Origin of the sequence: Pantoea sp. PNA 03-3 (assembly GCF_003201175.1) — a bacterium.
Lineage (GTDB): Bacteria > Pseudomonadota > Gammaproteobacteria > Enterobacterales > Enterobacteriaceae > Pantoea > Pantoea stewartii.
The window spans coordinates 1,340,371-1,362,145 of record NZ_QICO01000001.1; the positions used below are offsets into that span (position 1 = coordinate 1,340,371).

Genomic DNA, 21,775 nt, shown 5'->3' on the forward strand with positions numbered 1-21,775 from the left:
AATTAGTAATAATCAACTTTGAAACGCACAACAGCACGGAATTTCCCCGAATGCATATGGTGCGCATCTCCAACAATCCTCATTTGATAATCGAGTGTTTGTCTGCCTTGCGTGAGCTGACCAAATGGCATCGGTTTACCTGGAAAAGCATAATTACCAGCCATGTCTTTAATTTCGATGCCTATACCGCTGGCACCACTGACACCAAATAATTTTCCATCGGGGATTCCATCAAAAGTCACCTGGAAGTGGGTTTTATCTCCGCCAGTGGTATTGGAATCAAAAAGCGAGCAATGAATAAGATGAATAGAAAAATTTCTGGTGAAGCCTGCGCCATCATGAATGAGTTCACCTGTCGTTAACGCTGGTATGTCAATAAGCTGCTCTCTGTCATTGACTTCTATGGCACAGGGAGCATCAAGAATGCTGCCTTGCATACCGACAACACCCTGTCCATGTTCCTGCGAGTGGCAAATTCCAGATTCAGGCACGCATAATGTCAGTATGAAAGGCAGCATCCATAAAAATTTTTTCAATATTATTTCCATAAAAGATGCCTTTCCTGAAAAGGCATGAGCAGATCACGCTGCTCATGCAATCGAAGGCTAATGTATAATATTAACGTTCGCTTTCTGTCTTATTTATAAGCCAGAGTAAAGTTTGCTACAGAGGTGAAATCACCTGGGACAATAGTTGCGGAAGCACCGTCGCCCTGCAGGTATGCAGAAAATGCCAGGGTGTTAGTCCCATCCTGAATATCATGTGCAGGTGAAGCCTCACCCAGTTTGATGATCTGACCGGCACCATTGGTGATAGCAATTGATGCACCACTGGCCGTACCTGTAATACCTAACAGATCTTTATTACCTGCAGAAGCTGCACCGGTAAATGTTGCCGTTACGCTGTTAGAGGTTGCTGTATCGCACTGTTCAAGCTTGATGCTAAATGCTTTAGGTGCTGATTTTCCGCCATTTTTCAGCGCAGCATTGGTCACTTCACCTAAATCCACAGTCTGATTTGCAGACTCTGCAGTGATCGAACAAGGTGCATCAACAATTGAACCTTTGAAGTTGATTTCGCCATGACCCTGGTCAGCTGCAGTAGCGCCAAATGCAACCATCATTGCACACAGTCCGATTGATTTAACCGCTTTATTCAATTTCATTACAACAATCCCTTAAACTTAGATTTTTTATAATGCGAAATACGCATTCATCGCTCATACGCTTAATGAAAAGCATGGTTGCAGAAGAGAACCTATGTGCTTCTGAACGGAATAAATAATAATACCGACCTGAATTAATCAGCCAGAAAAAATCATGCAAACTATAACAACGAGATATTTACTCATCTTGCTCCACACCCAAATTAAACATAAAGATAATAAAACCAAACAAAAGCATATAAGAAGTACAAAATATCGCATATGGTTACATTAATAGCGTTTTATTAAGTTAAAAACCTTTTAAAATAGCTCAAAAAACCAATCAAAAGACAATCTCGGCATAGTTATCGACTTATTTATTAGTGAAAAAAATACAAAAGAGACGGAACCCACTTATTCTTTAAAACTTACACAAACTCCCGGCAAAGGGTAATTTCATGCACCCATTAATTTATTATTAAAATAATACCTTATGCAACTGCATCTCAACACTTAAGCACGCTATAAAAACTTTAATGTTATTGCGAGAGGTAATATCAATGGCATTGATGAGATAAATAATAGTTATTAATAACAGTAATAAAACACAGGATTGTTAATTACGGTAAAAGACAGGAAAAAAAGCCAGCGTTAGCCTGTAACGCTGGCTTTTTTGATGCTGAGGATAAATCGTCAATTACACAAGTGCTAGCGCCCCAAATCCCGCAACTTCTCACCCGCCATCAAATTCTTCTCAATCCGCTCCAGCGTGACATTCTTGGTTTCCGGCACCAGATAAACCGTTATTACGATAAACACCAGATTAAAGCCGGTATAAAGCCAGAACGTGCCCGCCGCGCCAATGCTGCCCAGCAGGGACAGGAAGGTGGCACCGATAATCATGTTTGCCACCCAGTTAGTGGTCGTCGAACAGGTGATACCAAAGTCGCGGCATTTAAGCGGCTGAATCTCAGAGCACAGGATCCAGACGACAGGCGCTGCGCTCATCGCATATCCACCGATACACAACATGGTCATGCCCACAGAAACCCAGGATAACCCATGGCTGATCTCTCCCTGTCCCGCTTTCATCAGGCAATAGCCCAGCACCAGCGTAGCAAACGCCATGACTGAGAAACCAATTTTCAGAATCGGTTTTCTGCCCGCTTTATCTACGGTAAAAACAGCAATAAAAGTGGCAAACATAAAGGTCAGGCCAACAATGACCGTGGCGATCATCTGCTCCTGTGTGCTTTTAAAACCCGCCATTTTAAAAATCTGCGGCGCGTAATACATAATGATGTTCATCCCGGTAAACTGCTGCATGCCCTGTAATAACATGCCCAGAAAGACCGCACGCCTGACGTTCCTGTTGCTTTTAAACAGCGAAAAGCCCCCCTGCTTCATGCGCAGACTTTCCCGAATCTCGTTCAGTTCCTGACGGGCTTTTTCAGACGTATCGCGCAGCATCCGCAAGACATCTTCTGCTTCAACATGCATGCCTTTTGCTGCCAGCCAGCGCGGGCTGTTCGGCAAGAAAATAACCATGACAAGCAGTACGACGGCGGGGATAGCCAGGACGCCCAGCATGGCTCGCCAGTTACCGCTGTAGCTAAAAGCCGTATCCGATACAAAAGCCAGTACAATGCCCAATGTAATCATCAGTTGATACAGACTGATCATTTTGCCACGGACGTTTTCGGTTGCCATTTCAGACAGATAAAGCGGTGCGGTATAGGAGGCTACGCCCACAGCCAGGCCCAGCAGGAGGCGAAAGATCAAGAGCATTTCAACGCTGGTTGCACCGGCTGAACCCAGCGATCCAATAGCAAACAGCACTGCGCCCGCCATCAGACTGTATTTGCGGCCAAGACGATGTGATACCCAGCCATTACATACTGCCCCTATTGCGGCACCCAGCATCATGATGCTCACCACCCATTCCTGCTCATGGCTGCTCAGATTAAAGTGATGGGTGAGAAACGGCAGTGCCCCTGAAATCACGCCAATATCCAGTCCAAACAGCAGTCCTGCTAACGCAGCGGAAACAGAGATAAACAGGTTCATACGGCGAACTTTTTGCTTATGTTCGCTTTGAAGATTGAAAGTATTTACATGAGACATCATTAAGCTCCGCTCACACAACATGTAGTGTCCATGCAGCATATAAAGCAGAGACAGCGGGCGATGAGGGCAAATAAGGTCTGGATATGGACGATTTTACTGATCTCACTCTAAGTGTGATGGAGATCTCATCGACAGAGTGAGCGTCTGTTTTTCGTTTTATGACGTAATATTGCTACACGTCTTTTCTGGCGGTAATGTGTAAAACAACCCATTGATGGGCCGCTTAATGCGGCGGACTGTTCAGGTCCGGCAGACACTCTGCAATACTTCACCACTGACGCAGTATATGAATTAAAGCGCTGTCAACATCGCTAAAAATCTGCCCTGGCCGCAACCGGTCTGACGATATGATGTATCGCCCAGACACCCTTTATAACAGAATCCCCCTTTATAATGAAAGCCAGCCACGACTCGCCCGCTTGAATCTCGTTCCCGGCTTATTTCGTTGCCGAGGGTTTATTCGCCGCACTACGGAAATACAATACTGCTCAGCAAAATGCATAACGTTTATCAGGATATGACAGGACGAAGGAAATGGTGTGCGCCGTTTTGGTTCAACCTGTTTTAATGACTGTGCTGTTTGAGCTCTGAGCATAACCTGATCTACTGAATGATCGTTTAAACCGTTGCCAGAACAGGCTGCCGTGAATACGTGCTTCAGTTGCGGAGAAAAGTGAACACAGGAAATTAGTCATGACCGGCATCATTTTATTATTACTGCTCATTCTCATCTTGCTTCTGATTCAGGAAGTGCTTGATGAGCGTTATTCACCTCATTATGAAAGTGAGGATTACGATTAAACCTTCGTATTTCTGTCATGGCTTTCAACCTGAACGCTTATAATCGTTCATGACCACCCGACCTGTTTACATCGTTATCGTTTCTGGATTAGCCCAGTTATAAACCGCAAAGACCAGCCGGATATCGCCAGCTACGCTCCCATACCTACGGTGCATATTGTCAATAAAATACGATTTAAGCGAGTCGGGCAAGCTGGCAGCGCGATAGCGAAGCAACGTCGTATGCCAGAATTCAGGCGGGGTCGTTTTTCCACCGTGCCTTTCGAGCAGTAAATCCCGCCACGTCGCTGATGACATCAACGCATTCCAGAACGCAGCTCTTTGCGCGACTGCGCTGCCGTCAGGAAAACCTGCCAGCAACAGCTGATCGGGAAGCGCGAGCAAACGCAATCCCTCCACCCTGAGTGATGAATCCGTTACGCACTGGCGGAAGGTGCCAGTCACTTCGCTTATCATCGGGATTTGCTGGCGCTCGTGATAACGGGCTGGCGTGAGCGGCAGGAAGGTGACATGAAAGTTTTTTGCCTGCATAACCTCTGCAAGTGGGTCATCGCGGGTTAAACGGCGGATGTCGTCAAGAAGAGCAAGGATGTCGGGATTCAGATCAGGCAAAATTCCACAGCTCAGCGCTTTAAGCCCGTCAGGGTAAAAGAATTTTTCAGCATGGTGATGCGCTTGCCTGTTTTCCTGTTGCCACAGCCGCAGGGTTTCACTGTTTCGGTCTGCATAGAGAGTGTCAAAATAAGCCGCCTTTTTCACCTTCTCTCCTGAATGTCCCTGAACGAGGTGTCCACAGCATAGCCAGACGAGCGGGGAAATACAGCACTTTCTACAGCGGATATATTCCGGCCCACTTCACGCAGGTGGGCCGGCAAACTTAATCTGGCTGTTTATCGCCGGATTCAGGCGCGTGGGTTACATCATCTTCCGCGCCGTCGGTGCCGCCTTGTGACGGGCTTTTTTTCCCCGGTTGATAATCCGGATGATCACCCTCTACTGGTCTTTCTGTCATACAGGCCTCTCTGGTTAGCAAACCGAACACTAAGTCTGGCTCACAAAAAGCGGGTAAGCACAGCGGCTTCCCCTCGTGGGATGGCGCTGCACGTATCCGCTTTCACAAAAGCATTGATATCACGCACTTTTTTTCGCTACATTGACTTAGCGAAAATACCGACCAGACTTATCAGGCGAGCTGTTTTTTAAGTGTGTTAATCACGAGGGAAAGAGATGAAAAGCATTTTGAGCGGTCTGTTAATTGTTTCCAGTCTTTTAATGATGTCGGGTTGTCAGCAGGACAGCAGCGCCGTCGGCAACGATGGTCGCCCGCATGCGCCAAGCGGTCAGTCAGTGCCTGGCGGTCCACTGGGCAAAGGGCCGGTTGGTCAGCCGCAGGCATAAAAAATCCGGCCATGTGCCGGTTTTTTTTATGTCTGCGCAGAAGCCCACCTGTGGCTTGAACTTTATGCACGTAACCATCATCCGCGACATTACTCCTGCGTAGTATTTAACGGCAATGGTCATATTGCTGCGTGCTGTAACAATTGCACAATGTGGGTTCACACCGCGTTTAAAGGTATCGTCACACCGGATACGGAATATAATCCCCGTCATATCTGTGGCACACGATAACGAAAGCATTTTCAGGCAATATAAGACCTGGCGCGAACACGGTATCTCAATACATGATTATTTCAGTAACGCGCAACGGACTGACAACCCCCATGGCAGTCCGCTTTAACGTCAACCTCTCCTGCCCTACTGAATGGACGACGAAAGCCGGAAAACCGGTCTGTATTCCGCCATATCCTCAAACACGCAAAACGCCGGTGCATTCAGTTCAATGATCGGAGAAACTCGCATAAGCTTTTCCAGATAAACCGCTCTTAACCTCTGAAGGAGGCGGCACTCCTCGGCGACCGGCGGGTTAATCAGATATGACACACTGATATGAAACTCGTAAACATCATGATTATGTCGTCTACAGCGCAGGACATGACTGAGACGATCTCTCAGCCCGCGAATTTTTATTTCTTCCGCCTGATTCATTGGCGCCAACGAGATCGAGACGCCGCGCTTTAATACAACAGCACCAATCCGCATTTTTACGGGAAATTCAGTTACGCTAAAGTCGGTCAGCTTTTGGGCAAATAACCGATCGCACGCCGACATGGGCGCATCGAGGCTCAGGTCTGCGGGCCAGGCCGGCAAATATCGCGCCCTGTCATTCGCACCATTAAAGACGGTCATGTGGTAGCTCGCCGACGGCAGAAAGGTATAACACCGTGCCAGTCCTTTCGCCTTCATGGCCTCCACCATCTCAGAGATCACGCTAACGATTTCGCTGCCCTGATCCAGCTGGCAAATGAGCGTGTTACCTCTGAAAGGCAAATATGCACCATCAGCCGCAAATTTTTCACCGATAGCATTCTCTTTCCAGCCGTCGTACTCAAGCACTTCTGACATAGCTTCTGCCCTAATCAATGGATAAATGCCTGCGTTTGAGGCGCGCGTGCTTCGCACAACAAAAGACAGCGCCGCACAGCATGATCGTCCACGCCTGAAAAGTGTGGCCTCACGGGCTTATGACAATAATGCCGAAACATGACCGTTTTTATTGCGCTGCCCGAAGCAGGCAACGAACGCCGTCATGCAAGGTGGCTGCATATCAGCAGCGGAAAGGGGCGCGCAAAGACTGTTAAAATTTTATGTCTCTTTACCCTGCTGCGCCGGACAGACGTTGTATTCCTGTGCTGGCTACCCACGTCGCACGCGCGTGCGATGAAGTTTCATTCTGCAACAAATTTCACGCCATTTACCGCTTATGCCCGGAAGGCTTTTGCCGAAAACATCATGGGCCATATAAAATCTTAACTGGGGTGAAAAATGAAAGTATCGACGCGATTATCTGCTGGATTTGCTTTTTTAATGTTGTTTTTCGTCATTAGCTCTGGGGTTGCACTGAATCATCTGCTTGAAGCCCGAAAAAATATCAACGAAATCGTCAACACTAATCTGAAAAAAGTCACGCTGGCGAATGATGCGGGAACGGCTCTGCGAAATATGCTGGTCGAAGTCAGGAACATGGCCCTGTTTTCTGATCCCAAAGCCATCGAGAATGAATGGGGCCGTTTCGAGGGCCAGAAGGCCGTTTATACACAAAAGCGCGCTGAACTGGCCTCGCTGATTGAAATCAACAAAAACCCCGAAGAGCTCGGTCTGCTTAAAAAAGTGCAGGAAAATGAAAACGCCGCGCTTACCACCCTGGCGACAGCGGCCACAATGGGCAGACAGCGGCAACTGACCGGACTGGCGGACTATCTGACCAATGTTGTCCGCCCGCCCCAGCAAATCCTTATTGGCAGCCTTAATGAACTGACCGAGATGCAGCGGGCCTTTGCAGAGCAAACGGCAGAGAAGAGCAATGACTCTGTCAGCCGCATCATTAAGATCTTTATTTTTCTGGTTCTGGCGTCCCTGATTTCTGGCGCCGTGATCTGTGTATTAATGAGCAGGAAACTGATGGCGCAGTTGGGTGGAGAGCCGGCTCAGGCCCAGCAGCTGGCCGCCGCGATTGCGGCGGGTGATCTGACTACGTCCGTTACGTTACGCCGCCACGACAGGAGCAGTCTGCTCGCTTCTCTGGATACCATGCAGGCAAATCTGCGCGGCCTGGTGTCGCAGATTAAACATGCCTCCACTACTGTTGCTCAGGCCGCCGATGAAATTTCCCAGGGCAATACCGAACTGTCCTCACGCACCGAGCAGCAGGCCGCCGCGCTGCAGGAAACTGCCGCCAGCATGGAGCAACTCACAGCCACGGTGAAAAGCAACAGCGCTGGTGCGCAGCAGACGGCTGAATCCGCGCGCGAAACCGCCCGACTTGCCCGTTCCGGCGAAACGGATATGAATCGCATGTCGGATACCATGAACGCGATTGCCATCAGCGCGACCAAAGTGCGGGACATCACCGCGGTAATCGAAAGCATTGCTTTTCAGACCAATATTCTGGCGCTCAACGCGGCAGTGGAAGCGGCACGCGCCGGAGAAGGCGGACGCGGTTTTGCCGTGGTGGCGGGCGAAGTCCGAACGCTGGCGCAGCGCAGCGCTACCGCAGCCCGCGATATCAAAACGTTAATTGAACAGGCCGTAAGCCAGGTTGAAAGCGGTGTTGCAGTGGCGTCAGGCACGGGCGAAAGCATCATGAAGATTGTCGGCATGGTCGGAGAGCTTGCCAGCGCAATGGACAACCTGTCGCTGGCCTCTTCAGAACAAATGCAGGGTATTTCTCAGGTCAGCGTGGCGGTCAGCCAGATGGACAGCGTGACGCAGAATAACGCAGCACTGGTAGAAGAGTCTTCTTCCGCGTCACAGTCCCTGTCAGTTCAGGCCCATGCGCTTCGGGGCATGGTGGAAACCTTCCGGGTCTGATTATCATGACGCGGCGAGACGGTTACTCAACGTTTTTCGCCTGAGGGCAGCAATCGGCCCTCTTTATCGTATCACCACCAGCCCGGATGCCGGGCTTTTTTCATTTGTATAAACATCGCACTGACCAATAGTGAATATCGGACATGCTGTTATGGTTTTCAGTAAGTGCGGGACCGGGCCGCCACCTTCGCTATCTTCATGTCGCTTACATTCGCCGGGGTCGATGAGCGACCCCGGACATTTTCGTCGTGCTGAGAACATCAGACACAAAGACTACGTTACTTAACCAGATACAGGTCTTTGGTATAGTAGAAACGCAGATGCGACGGCGCGTAGCCGCCTACTTTTGGACTGACCATCTGATTCAGAGCGCCGTAAAAGACCGGAATGACTGGCGTATCATTAGCAATAATATCGCTGGCTTTTTGATAATCCCGCGTCACGGCATCCAGGCTGGTATCCATGCCTGCGGCTTTTACAGCGGCATCAAAGGCCGGGCTGGCATAACCCGCCGTATTTTGACTGTCGCCGGTACGATAGGTGTTAAGGAAGGTGGACGGTTCGCTGTAATCGGCGACCCAGGTATAGCGCACCAGATCAAACTGCCCCTGATGCATATTATCCACCATGGTTTTCCACTCCTGGTTTTGCAGGGTGACCCGGGCGCCCAGCACTTTCCCCCACATCGACGCGGCAGCGATCGCGATACGTTGATTATCCTGATTGGTGTTGTAGAGCAGAGTAAAAGTTAAGGGATGGCTGGCGGAATAACCGGCTTCACTGAGCAGCGCTTTGGCTTTTTTCACCCGTTGTTCCTGCGTCCAGCCCGCCCATGCTGGTGCCTTGAGCGTCACCTCCCCCATAGATAAGGGCAGCATAGCCCAGGCCGGTTGCTGGCCCATACCGATGACTTTATCAGCGATAATGGTTTTATCCAGCGCCAGGTTGAGCGCCTGCCGCACACGCACATCCGTAAAGGGCGGCTTGCGGTTATTAATTTGAAAATAGAACACGCTGTATATCGGTGTGCTGCGCACCTCTTTTGGCCGCTCTTTTTTCATACGAGGAAAGTCAACGGCAGGGATGTTATCCGTGATGGTAATGCCGCCCGCAAGATAGCGATTAAGCTCTGCGGATACATCGTTGATCGGTAAAAAAATGACCTTGTTAATCACTGTATGTGCGTTATCCCAATAGCGATCGTTACGGACGAGCGTAATTTTTTCATTTACCACCCACTGGTCCAGTTTGAACGCTCCGCTGCTGACCATATTGCCGGGCCGTGTCCAGGTTTCTCCAAACTTTTTGACATTATTTTCGCTAATCGGGAACAGGGAAGGATGAGCGACAAACTGCAAAAAATACGATACCGGCTGATCGAGCGTGACCTGAACAGTATGGTCGTCCAGTGCCTTAACCCCCAAACTGTCAGTCGGGCTTTTTCCGCCCGTTACCGCATCCGCATTGAGGATGTGGGCATAGCTGGCAAAAGAGGCATAAGGCGAAGCCGTTTTGGGATCGGTGAGACGACGCCAGCTAAATACAACGTCCTGTGCGGTCAACGGCGATCCATCGGACCAGGTCAGATCCGGGCGAAGGTGAAAGGTCCAGACTTTGTTATCCGCCGTTTCCCATGAGGCTGCCAGCCCGGGCACCACCTTACCGTCGGGCGTGGTCTGCACCAGCCCCTCAAACAGATCGTTAAGAATTGAAAAAGCATCATTCGTTTCCGCTTTTTCGACGTCCAGTGTGGCAGGTTCAGCACCATTACCGCGCACGATTTCCTGTAAGGGAGCCAGCGTTACTCCAACTGGCACATTTGCCCCTATGGCGGGAAAGGAGGATAGCAGCCCTGAAAAAATTACCGACCCACACAAATGGGCAACATATGAACGGCTTACTGGCATTCGTCTGACTCCTGTTGGATAAATTATTATGCGACTTTGCGCCAGCACTGCTGCAATTTATGGGCCAGAGGCGAGACGCTGTACTGCGCCAGTCTGCCAAAGGTCAGGTGATAAAAAGCGTTATCACTGCACAGTTTTGATGCAAAACGACAAACGGGCTGTGCCGTTTGCCCCGTTGCGATTAACAGAACTTTTACGCTATGCCAGCAACCCTTTTTCACCCGCTTCACACCTCGACACAGCCAAATTGATAGAGTAATGGGACATCAATCTGGAGCCTGTATGAAAAAAGTCATCCTGTTAGTGATTGCGTTAGCCAGCGTCTCGGCGCTGTCAGGCTGTGTCTGGCCGTTCTGGGGACCGGGCGGTGGCGGCCCAGGGCATATGGGACCGGGCGGCGGACCCGGTGGTGGTCCGGGCGGTGGCCCGCACGGCTAAAGAACCCAGGACGGTCTCTTCATGAAGCCGTCCTGCTTCCCTAATCAAAATCATTCTGGCATTCACACCTGTGTTGCCAGATGCGCGCGACAACTGCGAAATACTGCACTGGAACTTAAATTGACAACTCAGCGTATGACACGATCCGCTGGCAGACGAAGTGCGCCGGCCGATAACACGCTGGGCTTACTGATCATCCTGACCGATCGCCTTGGCCGTGCGCGGCGCGGACATTTTAATACGCGCGCTAATCTGCTATGACGGGATCCGCCCGGCAACCTCATTCACCTTACCCTGCCAGGAGAAAAGCAGCTCACGTGGCTGCATCACAGCTCCCGCCACGTCAACACCATTCGCTTTAATCAGTAACTGGTCAGTGAATTTACCCGTTATCGCCTGCCTCGGGAAATCTGCCACAGTCAGGAAGTGCGTGAGAATGTACGGCATGACGACCGCCCGGGCAGACGCACGTTACATCACGGTGAGCCTGAATTGGGTTGTTTTTTTGCTCCTCAGAAAAAACCATCTGTATTTCTGTGAAGAGTAATAAAGCATGATAATCTTGATTTTTTTATTTCAAAGAAAATCTCCTGAAAATTGAAGTTATATATTCTACAGATGAAAGGTGTGATTAAAAAAAGCCAGTCACCAGGCTGAGTTTGCTATTTTTAATAGTACAAATAAAATGCCTGAATTTTTTAGCAGGTAAGCTGAAGCCTGCAGAGTAATCGTTTACTTCATCATAAAATCCGTCACTGATATCCATTTCAATTAAAGCTACCAACAAAAAAAGATAAAACCAGCACTAATTAAAATAAAAACTCCTCAATAATAAAACAACCGCATTACAAAATAAAAGTTAATATCACACCCGGGACAAAAAACACGTGCCGAAATCAGTAAAATAGATGATTAAGAATAAATCATTAAGCTGTTAAGAATGAAATCAACTCCCTCTCAATGCCATTTTCTATGTCTTTTTTTACAGTATATACTTATTTTCCCACCAGACTTATGATTGTAAGGTGCCATGTGGACACGGTGGAGGTCGATATGAGAAATTTCGGTTTCGTCGTAATAGGTCTGGTTGGTTTTGCTGCATTCAGCGTTGCTTTTTGTGCCCTTTGCCTGACGACATCCGGTGTCATCCATTAGCTGCGCGGGAAATCCACGATATGGCCATTCGTGGCCATTTTGGTCAATATTATAACGCCCTCTACCTGCTCTGCCTTATCTCTTCGTTGCAGAGTCACAGCGCTAAGCGGTATCTGAACGTGCAACGACATGAAAATTTTAACGGAAGGTCTGCGATGTTCAGGTCAGCGCTCTTTGCCCTGCGTCTGACTTCTGCTAACTTTGTTATGAAAACGTTAACTTCAGACAAGGCAAGCTATGAATCAGTATGACAACCTCTGGAATGCTATCGAAACGCGCGTTAAGCAGAACAATGATGCCTCAACGCTGGATATGAGCCATTCCGATAATCTGATGGTTAACCAGGTGAAACAACGCACCGCGCAGATATTTATTCTTGAAATCATTTTGGATAAACATCGTAAACAATTTGGCACGCGTTATTTCCCGTTATCCGGCGAAGAAGCGCTTTATCATTTGATCTTTACGCGCACGAACTGGTTACCGGCACAAATCAGAACCCTTTCACTTTCTGATGCACTTTTTGTTATCGCAGAACTGTTTCGCGATGGCAATCTACAGGAGGGCGTCAGAAACTTTCTGGGCACGCAGGGACTGCGAAATGTCTCTTATCCCCTTGATGAGTTTTCAGACAGAGACTGGGCACCTAAGGAAAACGAGGTACATCTGTCCCTTCCCTGAGACAAACGTAACAGGATGCCGTAGGTGATATCACTGTGCCTGTGAGACTATCCCAGGCACAGTTGGCGCTAAAGAAAAAATGTCCTGGCCATCAAGCCGATAAAGTTGGTAACTTTCTTCTTTATCTGCTGGTCTTTCCCCCTGCCAGACAAGCGTGCCATCCACAAATTCCTGCGGATGCTTTTTATCGTGCTGTACCAGAAGCCAGTGACAGCGAAACGCACCTCTGTGCTTTCCTTCCCTTAGCGTGACTAAGCCGTCGTAATACTCCAGTAACGCGCGCTGCGGCTCGCCAAGGTGCCGACTGGCTACGCACTCATCTTTAGGCAGCCAGGCTCGCATCGGGATAAAGACGTCTGAATAACGCTTCGTATAATCCAGATAAGGCATGCCGAGCGTCATGGCCAACACCCAGCACAGGGTTATACAACTGGTGAAGATATATAAGGGGCTTTGTCGCGCTGCCCGATGGAAAAACACGATGCCACTCATCATCAGGGTAACCAGCAGTGCCACGCTAAACATAAGCGGATGGAACTCAGGCATAAATCCAGGTGCGCCTAGCGCCACCCACTTATTCCATAACGGGACAGGCCAACCGGTTATCAGTATGATCCCCGCGCCCCACATCACCGCAGGAAGCAGACAAAACAGGCCCAGAGACCAGGGCCGCAATTTTTCAGCCCACTCCGCTTTTCGTTGACATGCCCCCGCCGCTAATATTGCCAGTGGCAGCAACAACGGCATGGCATAGAGTTCGCGTGCATCTGCGGCGGCAGACAATGTAGCAAACCCCGCCACAAAAAACGTCAACAGGACTTTGACTGCCGGGCTAATGCCGTTTGCCCCGCAGCGCCATAACCACCATACCGCCATAGGAAGCGCTGGAAATGCATACCACGGAAGCAATTTAAGATAAAAGAACGGCTTCGCTTTCGGACCCAGTCTGGCGGTACCGTCAAATCGGCCAAAGTTATTTACCATAAGCCAGGTTGAAAACAGCTTTTCTGAACGCATCCAGAGCGCGTAAAGCCAGGGCGCGACCAGTGGGCAGAAAACCAAAAAAGCAATGGCACAAAAGATGACATAGCGCCTGCTGCGAAATTCAGTATTGAGCAACGGCAACCCCATCGCCGTTACTCCCAGAATCCCGGGACCCAGTAGCCCCTTTGAGAGAAACATAACGGCAGCGCCCACGCCCAATACAATGCCGCCAGCAACATGGCGTCGAATCCCCAACACGAAACCATAAATGCCGATGGCGCCTCCCGCCAGTAAGGCCGTATCGGTAATCATCTGGTGCGCCCGAATGGGAAAGCCGACGCAGGCAAAGAGAATAAGAACAGCCCAGCGTCCGGCGCCCTTACCCAGTAACTCTCTGGCAGATAGTGCAATAGCGTAACAGGCGATCAGGATGAAGAAGCCTGTAGTCAGACGCGCTGCATCCGGCTCGCCTAATAACGGACTGAACAGCCGAAGGAAAAACGACGCCGCTACAAAATAGAGCGGCGGCTTTTCCATGAAAGGCTCACCTGCCAGCGTAGGCACTACCCAGTCACCGGTCTGCGCGATGTGGCGAATTAACCCAAAGGTATAAGCTTCGTCAGGCTTCCAGGGTTCATGTCCTACCAATCCTGGTAATAACCAGCAGCTAAAAATAATAAAGCATAAAAATAAGGGAATTTGCTGCGCAAGAGGAAAGAGGATCGGAATACGCTGCGTGCGAGTATCGCTGCTGTCTGTGGATGTCAGAGGTATAAATGCATCCGGGGCAGCGGCCCGTGTTGCAGGAAAAATAACCTGAAAATGTTTTGTGTTCACGCGTTACTCGCTTGTCTTACCGACTTTTAGAGTAAAAATACGGTGTATAAGCTCTATGTCTGTTCGCAAAAATCTTTACAGAAACGGCCCAATAAAGATGCAAAATGTGCTTCTTAAGCAAAATGCTGAATCCCTTTATCCGCTCAGCACTTTTTGAAGTTTATAAGCGCTTATTAGTGCGAGGATTTGAACATCCGGAGCTCCGGGCTTACAAAAAATTCACTGTTAATAAGATAAAGAAGCGGAAGTAAACGAGAAATAAACATTCTGCGCTTTGAGTTTAAACGCTTAGCCCAGACTGACATTGAGGATAAGAACTGATGAGGAGCCACCACCAAATCTAAAAAGATGAATGTAAAGAACGGAATAATGACTTATGGGTCCGGTTCAATTACGGGATCTGATCATGATAGATGTGTTAAACGCGTCACTAAAGCAGAAGCATCTGGCATAGTGTTTCCGTTTAAAGAAAGCACGAAATGCACGAAATGTTCCCGTCAATAAGTCAGCTGAGGCACCATTAAATCACCTATTATTCGGACCTAAAGACGAACGTCTCTAAGTGCCCTGTGCCGCAATACGATCACAGGATCTAACGCCTTTCTGAAAAGGTGCAGATATGAGCCAGAGTTAGGCAAGTCGCCCATTGACTAAGAAGCATTATGAGACGCTTAAACGAAAAAAGCCCTGTAACGAGCAGGGCTGATAACCATTCAAAAAAATTTATCTATTTCTTATAAAAAGTGTATGATGAGCGCGGAGTATTCCCTGGTGTTGGCTGTGTTAGCCACCCTCACATCAACCCTTGAGGTTTCCGAGGCCACTGGTGGTGTGGGGGGTTCTTTTTTAAATCATAAATTATATTGAACCTTAACCCGCTTCATAACAACTAGACTTTAGATCAAAAAAAACTATACTAAAGGATAGCAAAGTGAGCTTTATCACTTTGTAATCAGATGCATAAGCGAGAACCCTCTCAAGCTAACTTCGGATTGCGCTTGAGTTTTTTGTTCATCACCTTTAATTAACCACACAAACACCTGAGCAGCATTATGCTCTGCAAGCACGTCGTTTCCAAACGCCTTCAGACTGATTCCCTGCCTCCGGAAAGAATAAAGCCATCAGAAAAATTGATACTAACCGAGTATGCTGCGCTGCAAGCTGAGCCGATCTGCCCTTCCACGTACAGCACCTGGTGCCAGTTCACCCCTTCTCCTGGTTTCACTGAATTCTCTTCCGCCGGACCCACGTATGTTTTACATCGTCGTATAATTGTCATCATCCTGTGATAGGTTCTCTGAGGGGTTATACACGCTCTTCTTAAACGCACTGGAGTTGTTACATGAAAACGACAAAAGCCCACTCTTTAGAACAGGCTAATGAATTACTGTCCAAAGGACTGGCTAAGAATGTTGAGTTGTGTTTTGAATTGACCACGGATGAGTTTTTCAGATTCACCGATCACTGGTGTGATAAAGGGGCAAAAATTCTAAAAAAAGAACACTTTGTCGTTAAACTGAAGCCTTCCGCTTCGGTCTCCGACCCAGAGTAATTCTGTTCTTTGCCTGCTGACTGCGATCTTAACGATCGAGACGCTAACCGCGTTTTTATACACGCAACGACAGTCAGTAGGTGTTTTTTCACGGCTTGCTTTTTGAATAACGCTGGAAATCCCTCCAGTAAAACCGGGTATAGTGCTGCCTGACCCGTCAAAATCCTTATACATCTCAGTTCAGCGTGCCGGTACAGCCCGTAAGCAGTAGCAGAACGACACAAAGCACCACGTTTATCACTCGCGGAGACATTCTGATTGAAGCGAGTAAATTACAGTCTTTTGATACGTGCTTATTGTGGCCCGTTTTAGCGAAACGCTGAGACAGCATTAAAATGTCGAATGGCAGTAACAGCATTGCGGGGGTCAGCTTTGGCCGGTTCTCACTCTTTAATGGCTGCATTATGTTTTTCTCCATACCTAAGGCCTGGCACCGTTGAAATACGTTCGGCGATGAAAGACCTGATGCCAAAAGTCGCTATATCTCTGCCCCACAGAAACCGCATAACCGAACGGTCAGAAAGACACATCCATTTTCGAAATCTTTCAGGTGAACTGCGCCCAGAAACAGTACATATTTTTTTACCCTTACCTTCAGTCATTAGCTAAAAGCACTGGTCCTTAGTACTGACCCTACGATAGTAATTGTAGGTGATAAAAACTTTCCGCATCGACTACGGATAATAACGATGTGACAATCGTTAAAACCTGATAACGGGTTTATACTTATGAGCAGAAAAATTACCTGTCCGCCTGTTCATTTCTCAACATTTTTTGCTAAGACCAGCATCGAACAGTTCATCATGAGCAGCATGCAACTATGTGCACTGCCGTAGCATTATGATGTTCCCTGTACGGATGAGTATGAGCATGGCCATATGACAATACGATGGCGATAACAGCACTAACAGGGTAAATCGCACTAACGGCACCATAATGTTATTTAACTCCTGTCACAAATCTGATTCATTCAAAGTGAGGTGAATCTTGATAGTGGCGCATTCTCCGTGCTCATCAGCCTGAGTGGATTATCCTTAGCACATCAACAGACGGAAAACCCGGCATAAATTTATCAACCCATTAATTGTATAAGAGTTAGGTTAAATTATTAATTTCCATTTAAAGATAAGCATGGTCCGCTTTAATGTAACATCCTGCTATTAATGACCTGTTTTAGTGGTAATCTTTGGTAGACCAGGTCGCGATCTTCATAATTCACTTTTATAACCACATGAAATATTTATAATTTAACCAAAGCGATGTAAAAGACGACAAATAAATTAGCGCTCTGGATACAGAGCGCCTGATGCTATTTACGCTTCAGAGCAACGTTAATTTTGCCACTTTTCGATAATTACGCTTACAGAGCCAGAATTATCTGCACGTTGCCAGTCCTGTAGATACAAATCAAATCCACCACCTTGTGGAAAAGCATGCATAAGCGATGAAGCCTCAAGCCCATCATCATTCAAGCCATAAAAACTTACAGCGGCTGATTTATCAGAAGTAGTAGTGCGATCGTAGATCATTAAAGCAGCAGATTTAGAACGTGTGTTTCCTGCCAGCCCCGTTGCGTAATCGACGCCGGCTGATTCCGGGTCAATACGAAAACGATACACTCCAAAAGCCACATTAGTTTCATTGTAAAAACTCCCACCGGGAATGGTATTGTTATATCCATCCAAAGTGACGGTTTTATAAGGTTGCCAGCCCGCCATGGCAGAAAATGATGTGACAACAGAAAATGCAACGACTGAGGCTTTTATGAAATTAAACATATATAAATTTCCTTAACAGAGTTAATCAGCGTCTTATATATATCGATGTCTAATTCATTCGTTAAGCTGATAAATTTTACTCATTAAAGGCTAAACAAGATCATCGCTGTAAACTCATTAGTAAAATGAGACATCATGATTTTTCGGACTTTATGTTGGCTAAAAGGATAAAAAGCATTGGCTAAGATGATAAAACTGTCACCAGCGTAAATCTTCTCGACGTTCCGATGCCATAGACGTTTCGATGCGGTAGTTGAAGACGCCCTCTGAAACATCAACTGGTTCAAATCTATTCAGCTCTCAAGGAAGACTGCCGTCGGCGAAGGGAAATCCGATATCAATATTCCCTGTAATGGTAGAACCGCTACCAGAGCTTGTTATCGCCCTCACCCGGAGACTGATTGCGAAACGTCATCACGTTCTGCGCTATCCACTCATTAGCCAGCTTGGGACTGAACTCTCAGTTACGCTTTGCAAGCTCACCAACGGATATTGTGACGCCACACTTAGGTTGCGTCGCATGACCTCATGGATTGGAACCCTTATTTCTCCGTAATGCGGCATAACGACAGCCCCTAAAAAATACTGTTTATAATTAAGTACATAGCGATCTATAAGAGTGCCTAAGCCGCTACGGTTGAGAGATTTGTAAAGGCTTTGGTGGAAAAGAAAATATATTTTATCTTCGTTCGTAGCAAATCATCTGTTGCCATATGCTGTGACAACGCTAAGATCTGATGAATTTTTTTCGGACCAATCCAATGATTAGATTCTTTTACCGTTACGTAACTGTTGGAGTTGTCAATACGGCAATTCACTGGTTTGTATTTGGCCTCTCTTACATGGCGGGGCAGTCACAGAGCATCTCAAACATGCTGGCCTTTATGGTTGCCGTCACCTTCTCTTTCTTCGCAAACGCACGATTCACTTTCAGCAGCAAGGTCTCACCAGGCAGGTACATCCTTTATATAGGTTTCATGGGAGGGATGGCTGCATCGGTTGGAGCTATGAGTGATAAAATGGCAATCAACCCGATTATCACCCTCATCATATTTTCAATTATCAGCCTTTTTATGGGCTTCTTTTATTCGAAATTTATCGTATTCCGGGATGGAAAATGAAAATATCCTTGATTGTTCCTGTTTATAACGAAGAAGATGCAATTCCTATTTTCTATCAAGAGGTAAGGAAAGAGCTATCTGAATTTGATGTTGAGATCGTATTCATAAACGATGGAAGTACAGACTCAACTGAATCAATCATCAATGCGCTCTCTGTTTCTGACAGCCGCATAATAAATTTAAATTTCACACGTAATTTTGGAAAGGAACCGGCGCTTTTTGCAGGACTTGAGCATGCTACAGGCGATGCAGTCATACCTATTGATGTTGATCTGCAAGACCCGGTATGTGTCATTCCTGAGCTTATCGATAAGTGGCAATCCGGCGCTGATGTTGTCCTGGCTAAACGGAACGACAGAGCATCAGATACTCATATGAAGAGAAAGAGCGCTGAATGGTTCTATAAATTACACAACAAAATCAGCTCTCCTAAAATAGAGGAAAATGTTGGTGATTTCAGACTCATGTCGAGGGAAGTTGTTGAGCATATAAAGCTGATGCCAGAGCGTAACCTTTTTATGAAAGGCATTCTTTCGTGGGTGGGTGGAAAGGTTGAGGTTGTGGAGTATGCAAGAGCAGAACGCATAGTTGGGAGTTCAAAGTTTAATGGCTGGAAACTCTGGAACCTTGCATTAGAAGGCATCACAAGTTTTTCTACATTCCCGCTGCGTATGTGGACCTATTTAGGTTTAGGTATTGCTGCGCTGTCATTCATCTACGGTGCATGGATGATCGTTGATACCCTTGCATTCGGCAACCCTGTACACGGCTACCCTTCATTGTTGGTATCAATACTTTTTCTTGGTGGTGTCCAGCTAATTGGTATCGGCGTATTGGGGGAATACATAGGGAGAATATATATTGAAACTAAAGACAGACCAAGATATTTATTGAAGAGAAATAAAAAATGAAACCGTTAATCATAAAATACTTCATACCTTTTATTGTTGCGCTAGTAGTAGCTTTTACATCATCACATTTGATAATGCTAAATACGGGTGACTATTACAGATCAGTATTCCCTTTTATTGAGAGCATCCCACAATTTACTAGAGATATACCTTTTTCTTTCCCCCTAAAGGAAAATTTTGACTCATTATCCCACTACGAATATAAAAGTTCGTATAGCTTAATATTATATACATACGCTCTAGTCATTAGGTTTTTCACTAATTTATTTAACATTCAACTTTATTCTACACTACTTAAAATTCTCTACATTCTTACATTGACTACTTTGTTTTATAGAGTGCAGAAAATAAAAAACAAAATAATTTTTTTTGCGGCTTATTTTTTGTCATTAATGCCAGTAATCTCATCATCTAACTTGGTGTTTTTTGGCTCTTTCTATCAAGAACAAGTATTATTAATATGCTTACCAATGATACTTGCATGCATTGGTGAAAATAACATCAAAGGATATCTACCAACATTTCTAAGCATAACTATTATCGCTTGTTCTAAAAGTCAGTTTTTCTATGTTCCATTAATATTACTTTGTTACTATATCTTTTATGATAGAAAACAGTTGAAATTAAAGATAGCTTTAACTGCATTTTCTTTAGCGTTGTCATTAATGTGTATGTTTAAAACAACATCAACGGTTGCATACAACAAGTATCACTCAGTCTATTTCGGAGTTTATGAGTACGAGAGAATGAATGGCATAGACCTCCCTGAAAATACCGATAAGAATTGCGTAGGTATTGATTCTTGGGGCAATCGCTTTGACTTGAAATCAGGTGTGGTTTCAACATCTTTAGGAGAGACGTGTTTTAATAAACACAAAGATACCAGTTTCAAAGAAACGATAGATGAGGTTTTGAAGCATCCATTTATGTTGTTGAAGCTACCTTTTGATTATGGCGTAAAAACTCAATTAACAGAGAATTATTTCCACGTTTACAAAGCCATGCCTTTAATAATAAACAATGAGGGTTTTTACGCTAAAATAACTAGCATTAAAGACGCTTTATTCAAAAATATAAGATTCATTCTCCTTGCTCTGGCTTTGGTTTTTAGCCTAATCTTCAGAAAGGATAGAATATCCGGGCTTATATTCTTGTGTTCTTGTCTGGGTATTTCACAATTTTATATATCTTTTATTGGAGAGGGTTATCGAGATATGGATAAGCATCTTTTTGGCATGAATTTCAGCTTTGATATGACTATATTTTTAATAATAGTATCACTATTTACCCTTTTGAAGAAAGATAGCTAATTTAAATTAGCCGCCATTTTCATGGCGGCTAAAAGCCACTTACCAGTCACAGCAATAAACATCACCGCGCACGATTTCCCTGTAATAAGCGTAGTTATCACCGCTGCTTTCATTTTTGAAAATTCAATACAAGCTTAACTCAACAGTCTAGGCGTTAAATTCCCGAATGAAGTAGAGTATGCTGAGTGTGTAGCGGCCATCTATGTCACGCTCAATAGCCGGACAAGAGGAAATTATGATTTCATAGTCATGGGGAATTATTTTACCCTCCTATTTAACTATATCTATTCCCAGCAAGTTCAAAACATGAATTTGGACAAGCAGCTACGGTTGAGAGATTTGTAAAGCCATTGGCGGGAAAAGATTTAATTTTTTAAAAATTTTTATGAGTGATTAAAGCTAAATCACTCATCCCGTAAATCTGCAAAGACAGTAGGGGTTAATGATTGTCCGGTAACCGGTTTTTTTACGAGCCAGATTCTTCGTTGTTGATCGGTTATTCATAGTGTAAGCACACCCGTTTTAGTTCCACGCACTTTTTGAGAGTTCCGGGGTTTCAGTCATCAGCCGGTACTCTTCCGGTGTCAGGTTATTCAGGGAT

General features: G+C 46.2%; 19 protein-coding genes and 1 pseudogene. 9 read left to right on the forward strand and 11 right to left on the reverse strand.

Annotated features, from left to right (window positions below; all coding sequences use genetic code 11):
• Positions 1-2: 2 nt before the first annotated feature.
• The 5 genes from C7433_RS06300 to C7433_RS24015 form a co-directional block, all read right to left on the reverse strand.
• The gene (locus C7433_RS06300) at positions 3-548 is read right to left on the reverse strand and encodes a fimbrial protein (RefSeq protein ID WP_158281340.1); all 546 of its coding nucleotides are present in this window, start codon (positions 546-548) and stop codon (positions 3-5) included.
• A gap of 89 nt (positions 549-637) precedes the next feature.
• Complete coding sequence (locus C7433_RS06305; protein WP_033738765.1) at positions 638-1,165, reverse strand: fimbrial protein; 528 nt, start codon at positions 1,163-1,165, stop codon at positions 638-640.
• A gap of 687 nt (positions 1,166-1,852) precedes the next feature.
• Entirely contained in the window at positions 1,853-3,271 is a 1,419-nt protein-coding gene (locus tag C7433_RS06310; protein ID WP_110267792.1) for a sugar porter family MFS transporter, read from the reverse strand.
• A gap of 867 nt (positions 3,272-4,138) precedes the next feature.
• On the reverse strand, positions 4,139-4,831 hold the full coding sequence (locus C7433_RS06315) for a hypothetical protein (protein ID WP_233255754.1): 693 nt from the start codon (positions 4,829-4,831) through the stop codon (positions 4,139-4,141).
• Positions 4,832-4,949: 118 nt separating this feature from the next.
• Positions 4,950-5,084, reverse strand: coding sequence for a hypothetical protein (locus C7433_RS24015; protein ID WP_255421286.1), 135 nt, complete (start codon positions 5,082-5,084; stop codon positions 4,950-4,952).
• A gap of 215 nt (positions 5,085-5,299) precedes the next feature.
• Between C7433_RS24015 and C7433_RS23720 the strand changes: the two genes are divergently transcribed.
• The gene (locus C7433_RS23720) at positions 5,300-5,470 is read left to right on the forward strand and encodes a hypothetical protein (protein ID WP_033738761.1); all 171 of its coding nucleotides are present in this window, start codon (positions 5,300-5,302) and stop codon (positions 5,468-5,470) included.
• Positions 5,471-5,827: 357 nt separating this feature from the next.
• Here C7433_RS23720 and C7433_RS06320 read toward each other — a convergent pair whose 3' ends face one another.
• Positions 5,828-6,535: a DUF1868 domain-containing protein gene (locus C7433_RS06320; protein WP_110267793.1), complete on the reverse strand. Its 708-nt coding sequence runs from the start codon at positions 6,533-6,535 to the stop codon at positions 5,828-5,830.
• Between the two features lie 138 nt (positions 6,536-6,673).
• Here C7433_RS06320 and C7433_RS06325 point away from each other — a divergent pair, with 138 nt between their 5' ends.
• Together C7433_RS06325 and C7433_RS06330 are read left to right on the forward strand one after the other, a co-directional pair.
• A complete protein-coding gene (locus C7433_RS06325) occupies positions 6,674-6,943 on the forward strand; it encodes a hypothetical protein (protein WP_110267794.1) in 270 nt (89 codons plus the stop codon).
• Between the two features lie 12 nt (positions 6,944-6,955).
• Positions 6,956-8,500, forward strand: a complete 1,545-nt coding sequence (locus C7433_RS06330; RefSeq protein WP_033738753.1) for a methyl-accepting chemotaxis protein — start codon at positions 6,956-6,958, stop codon at positions 8,498-8,500.
• A 278-nt stretch (positions 8,501-8,778) separates the two neighbouring features.
• Here C7433_RS06330 and C7433_RS06335 read toward each other — a convergent pair whose 3' ends face one another.
• Positions 8,779-10,407, reverse strand: coding sequence for an ABC transporter substrate-binding protein (locus C7433_RS06335; RefSeq protein WP_110267795.1), 1,629 nt, complete (start codon positions 10,405-10,407; stop codon positions 8,779-8,781).
• A 282-nt stretch (positions 10,408-10,689) separates the two neighbouring features.
• On the opposite strand from C7433_RS06335, the gene C7433_RS23725 reads away from it, so the two are divergent.
• Positions 10,690-10,845, forward strand: coding sequence for a hypothetical protein (locus tag C7433_RS23725; RefSeq protein WP_164483040.1), 156 nt, complete (start codon positions 10,690-10,692; stop codon positions 10,843-10,845).
• Positions 10,846-11,100: 255 nt separating this feature from the next.
• On the opposite strand, the gene C7433_RS06345 is transcribed toward C7433_RS23725, so the two are convergent.
• The gene (locus C7433_RS06345; RefSeq protein ID WP_110267797.1) at positions 11,101-11,292 is read right to left on the reverse strand and encodes a hypothetical protein; all 192 of its coding nucleotides are present in this window, start codon (positions 11,290-11,292) and stop codon (positions 11,101-11,103) included.
• Positions 11,293-12,237: 945 nt separating this feature from the next.
• Here C7433_RS06345 and C7433_RS06350 point away from each other — a divergent pair.
• On the forward strand, positions 12,238-12,681 hold the full coding sequence (locus C7433_RS06350; RefSeq protein ID WP_039342951.1) for a hypothetical protein: 444 nt from the start codon (positions 12,238-12,240) through the stop codon (positions 12,679-12,681).
• A 30-nt stretch (positions 12,682-12,711) separates the two neighbouring features.
• Here C7433_RS06350 and C7433_RS06355 read toward each other — a convergent pair whose 3' ends face one another.
• Positions 12,712-14,313, reverse strand: coding sequence for a glycosyltransferase family 39 protein (locus C7433_RS06355; RefSeq protein WP_233255756.1), 1,602 nt, complete (start codon positions 14,311-14,313; stop codon positions 12,712-12,714).
• Between the two features lie 1,531 nt (positions 14,314-15,844).
• Here C7433_RS06355 and C7433_RS06360 point away from each other — a divergent pair.
• Positions 15,845-16,054, forward strand: coding sequence for a hypothetical protein (locus C7433_RS06360; protein ID WP_033738740.1), 210 nt, complete (start codon positions 15,845-15,847; stop codon positions 16,052-16,054).
• 1,331 nt (positions 16,055-17,385) lie between these two features.
• On the opposite strand, the gene C7433_RS06370 is transcribed toward C7433_RS06360, so the two are convergent.
• Positions 17,386-17,832, reverse strand: coding sequence for a hypothetical protein (locus tag C7433_RS06370; protein ID WP_110267800.1), 447 nt, complete (start codon positions 17,830-17,832; stop codon positions 17,386-17,388).
• Positions 17,833-18,593: 761 nt separating this feature from the next.
• On the opposite strand from C7433_RS06370, the gene C7433_RS06380 reads away from it, so the two are divergent.
• Genes C7433_RS06380 through C7433_RS06390 form a run of 3 tightly spaced genes read left to right on the forward strand, consistent with a single transcriptional unit; the run spans position 18,594 to position 21,174 of the window.
• A complete protein-coding gene (locus C7433_RS06380) occupies positions 18,594-18,953 on the forward strand; it encodes a GtrA family protein (protein WP_110267831.1) in 360 nt (119 codons plus the stop codon).
• Entirely contained in the window at positions 18,950-19,864 is a 915-nt protein-coding gene (locus tag C7433_RS06385; RefSeq protein ID WP_110267801.1) for a glycosyltransferase family 2 protein, read from the forward strand. The genes C7433_RS06380 and C7433_RS06385 overlap by 4 nt, the downstream gene beginning before the upstream one ends.
• A complete protein-coding gene (locus C7433_RS06390) occupies positions 19,861-21,174 on the forward strand; it encodes a hypothetical protein (protein ID WP_110267802.1) in 1,314 nt (437 codons plus the stop codon). The genes C7433_RS06385 and C7433_RS06390 overlap by 4 nt, the downstream gene beginning before the upstream one ends.
• Positions 21,175-21,696: 522 nt before the next feature.
• On the opposite strand, the pseudogene C7433_RS06395 reads toward C7433_RS06390, so the two are convergent.
• Positions 21,697-21,775: pseudogene (locus tag C7433_RS06395) on the reverse strand (integrase); the annotation flags it as partial.

Coding starts and splice junctions, on each gene's coding strand:
- C7433_RS06300 (WP_158281340.1), bottom strand. CDS start 548: ATGGAAATAATATTGAAAAAATTTTTATGGATGCTGCCTTTCATACTG.
- C7433_RS06385 (WP_110267801.1), top strand. CDS start 18,950: ATGAAAATATCCTTGATTGTTCCTGTTTATAACGAAGAAGATGCAATT.
- C7433_RS06345 (WP_110267797.1), bottom strand. CDS start 11,292: ATGCCGTACATTCTCACGCACTTCCTGACTGTGGCAGATTTCCCGAGG.
- C7433_RS06305 (WP_033738765.1), bottom strand. CDS start 1,165: ATGAAATTGAATAAAGCGGTTAAATCAATCGGACTGTGTGCAATGATG.
- C7433_RS23720 (WP_033738761.1), top strand. CDS start 5,300: ATGAAAAGCATTTTGAGCGGTCTGTTAATTGTTTCCAGTCTTTTAATG.
- C7433_RS06350 (WP_039342951.1), top strand. CDS start 12,238: ATGAATCAGTATGACAACCTCTGGAATGCTATCGAAACGCGCGTTAAG.
- C7433_RS06320 (WP_110267793.1), bottom strand. CDS start 6,535: ATGTCAGAAGTGCTTGAGTACGACGGCTGGAAAGAGAATGCTATCGGT.
- C7433_RS24015 (WP_255421286.1), bottom strand. CDS start 5,084: ATGACAGAAAGACCAGTAGAGGGTGATCATCCGGATTATCAACCGGGG.
- C7433_RS06390 (WP_110267802.1), top strand. CDS start 19,861: ATGAAACCGTTAATCATAAAATACTTCATACCTTTTATTGTTGCGCTA.
- C7433_RS06325 (WP_110267794.1), top strand. CDS start 6,674: ATGACCGTTTTTATTGCGCTGCCCGAAGCAGGCAACGAACGCCGTCAT.
- C7433_RS06380 (WP_110267831.1), top strand. CDS start 18,594: ATGATTAGATTCTTTTACCGTTACGTAACTGTTGGAGTTGTCAATACG.
- C7433_RS06310 (WP_110267792.1), bottom strand. CDS start 3,271: ATGATGTCTCATGTAAATACTTTCAATCTTCAAAGCGAACATAAGCAA.
- C7433_RS06360 (WP_033738740.1), top strand. CDS start 15,845: ATGAAAACGACAAAAGCCCACTCTTTAGAACAGGCTAATGAATTACTG.
- C7433_RS06335 (WP_110267795.1), bottom strand. CDS start 10,407: ATGCCAGTAAGCCGTTCATATGTTGCCCATTTGTGTGGGTCGGTAATT.
- C7433_RS06370 (WP_110267800.1), bottom strand. CDS start 17,832: ATGTTTAATTTCATAAAAGCCTCAGTCGTTGCATTTTCTGTTGTCACA.
- C7433_RS06330 (WP_033738753.1), top strand. CDS start 6,956: ATGAAAGTATCGACGCGATTATCTGCTGGATTTGCTTTTTTAATGTTG.
- C7433_RS23725 (WP_164483040.1), top strand. CDS start 10,690: ATGAAAAAAGTCATCCTGTTAGTGATTGCGTTAGCCAGCGTCTCGGCG.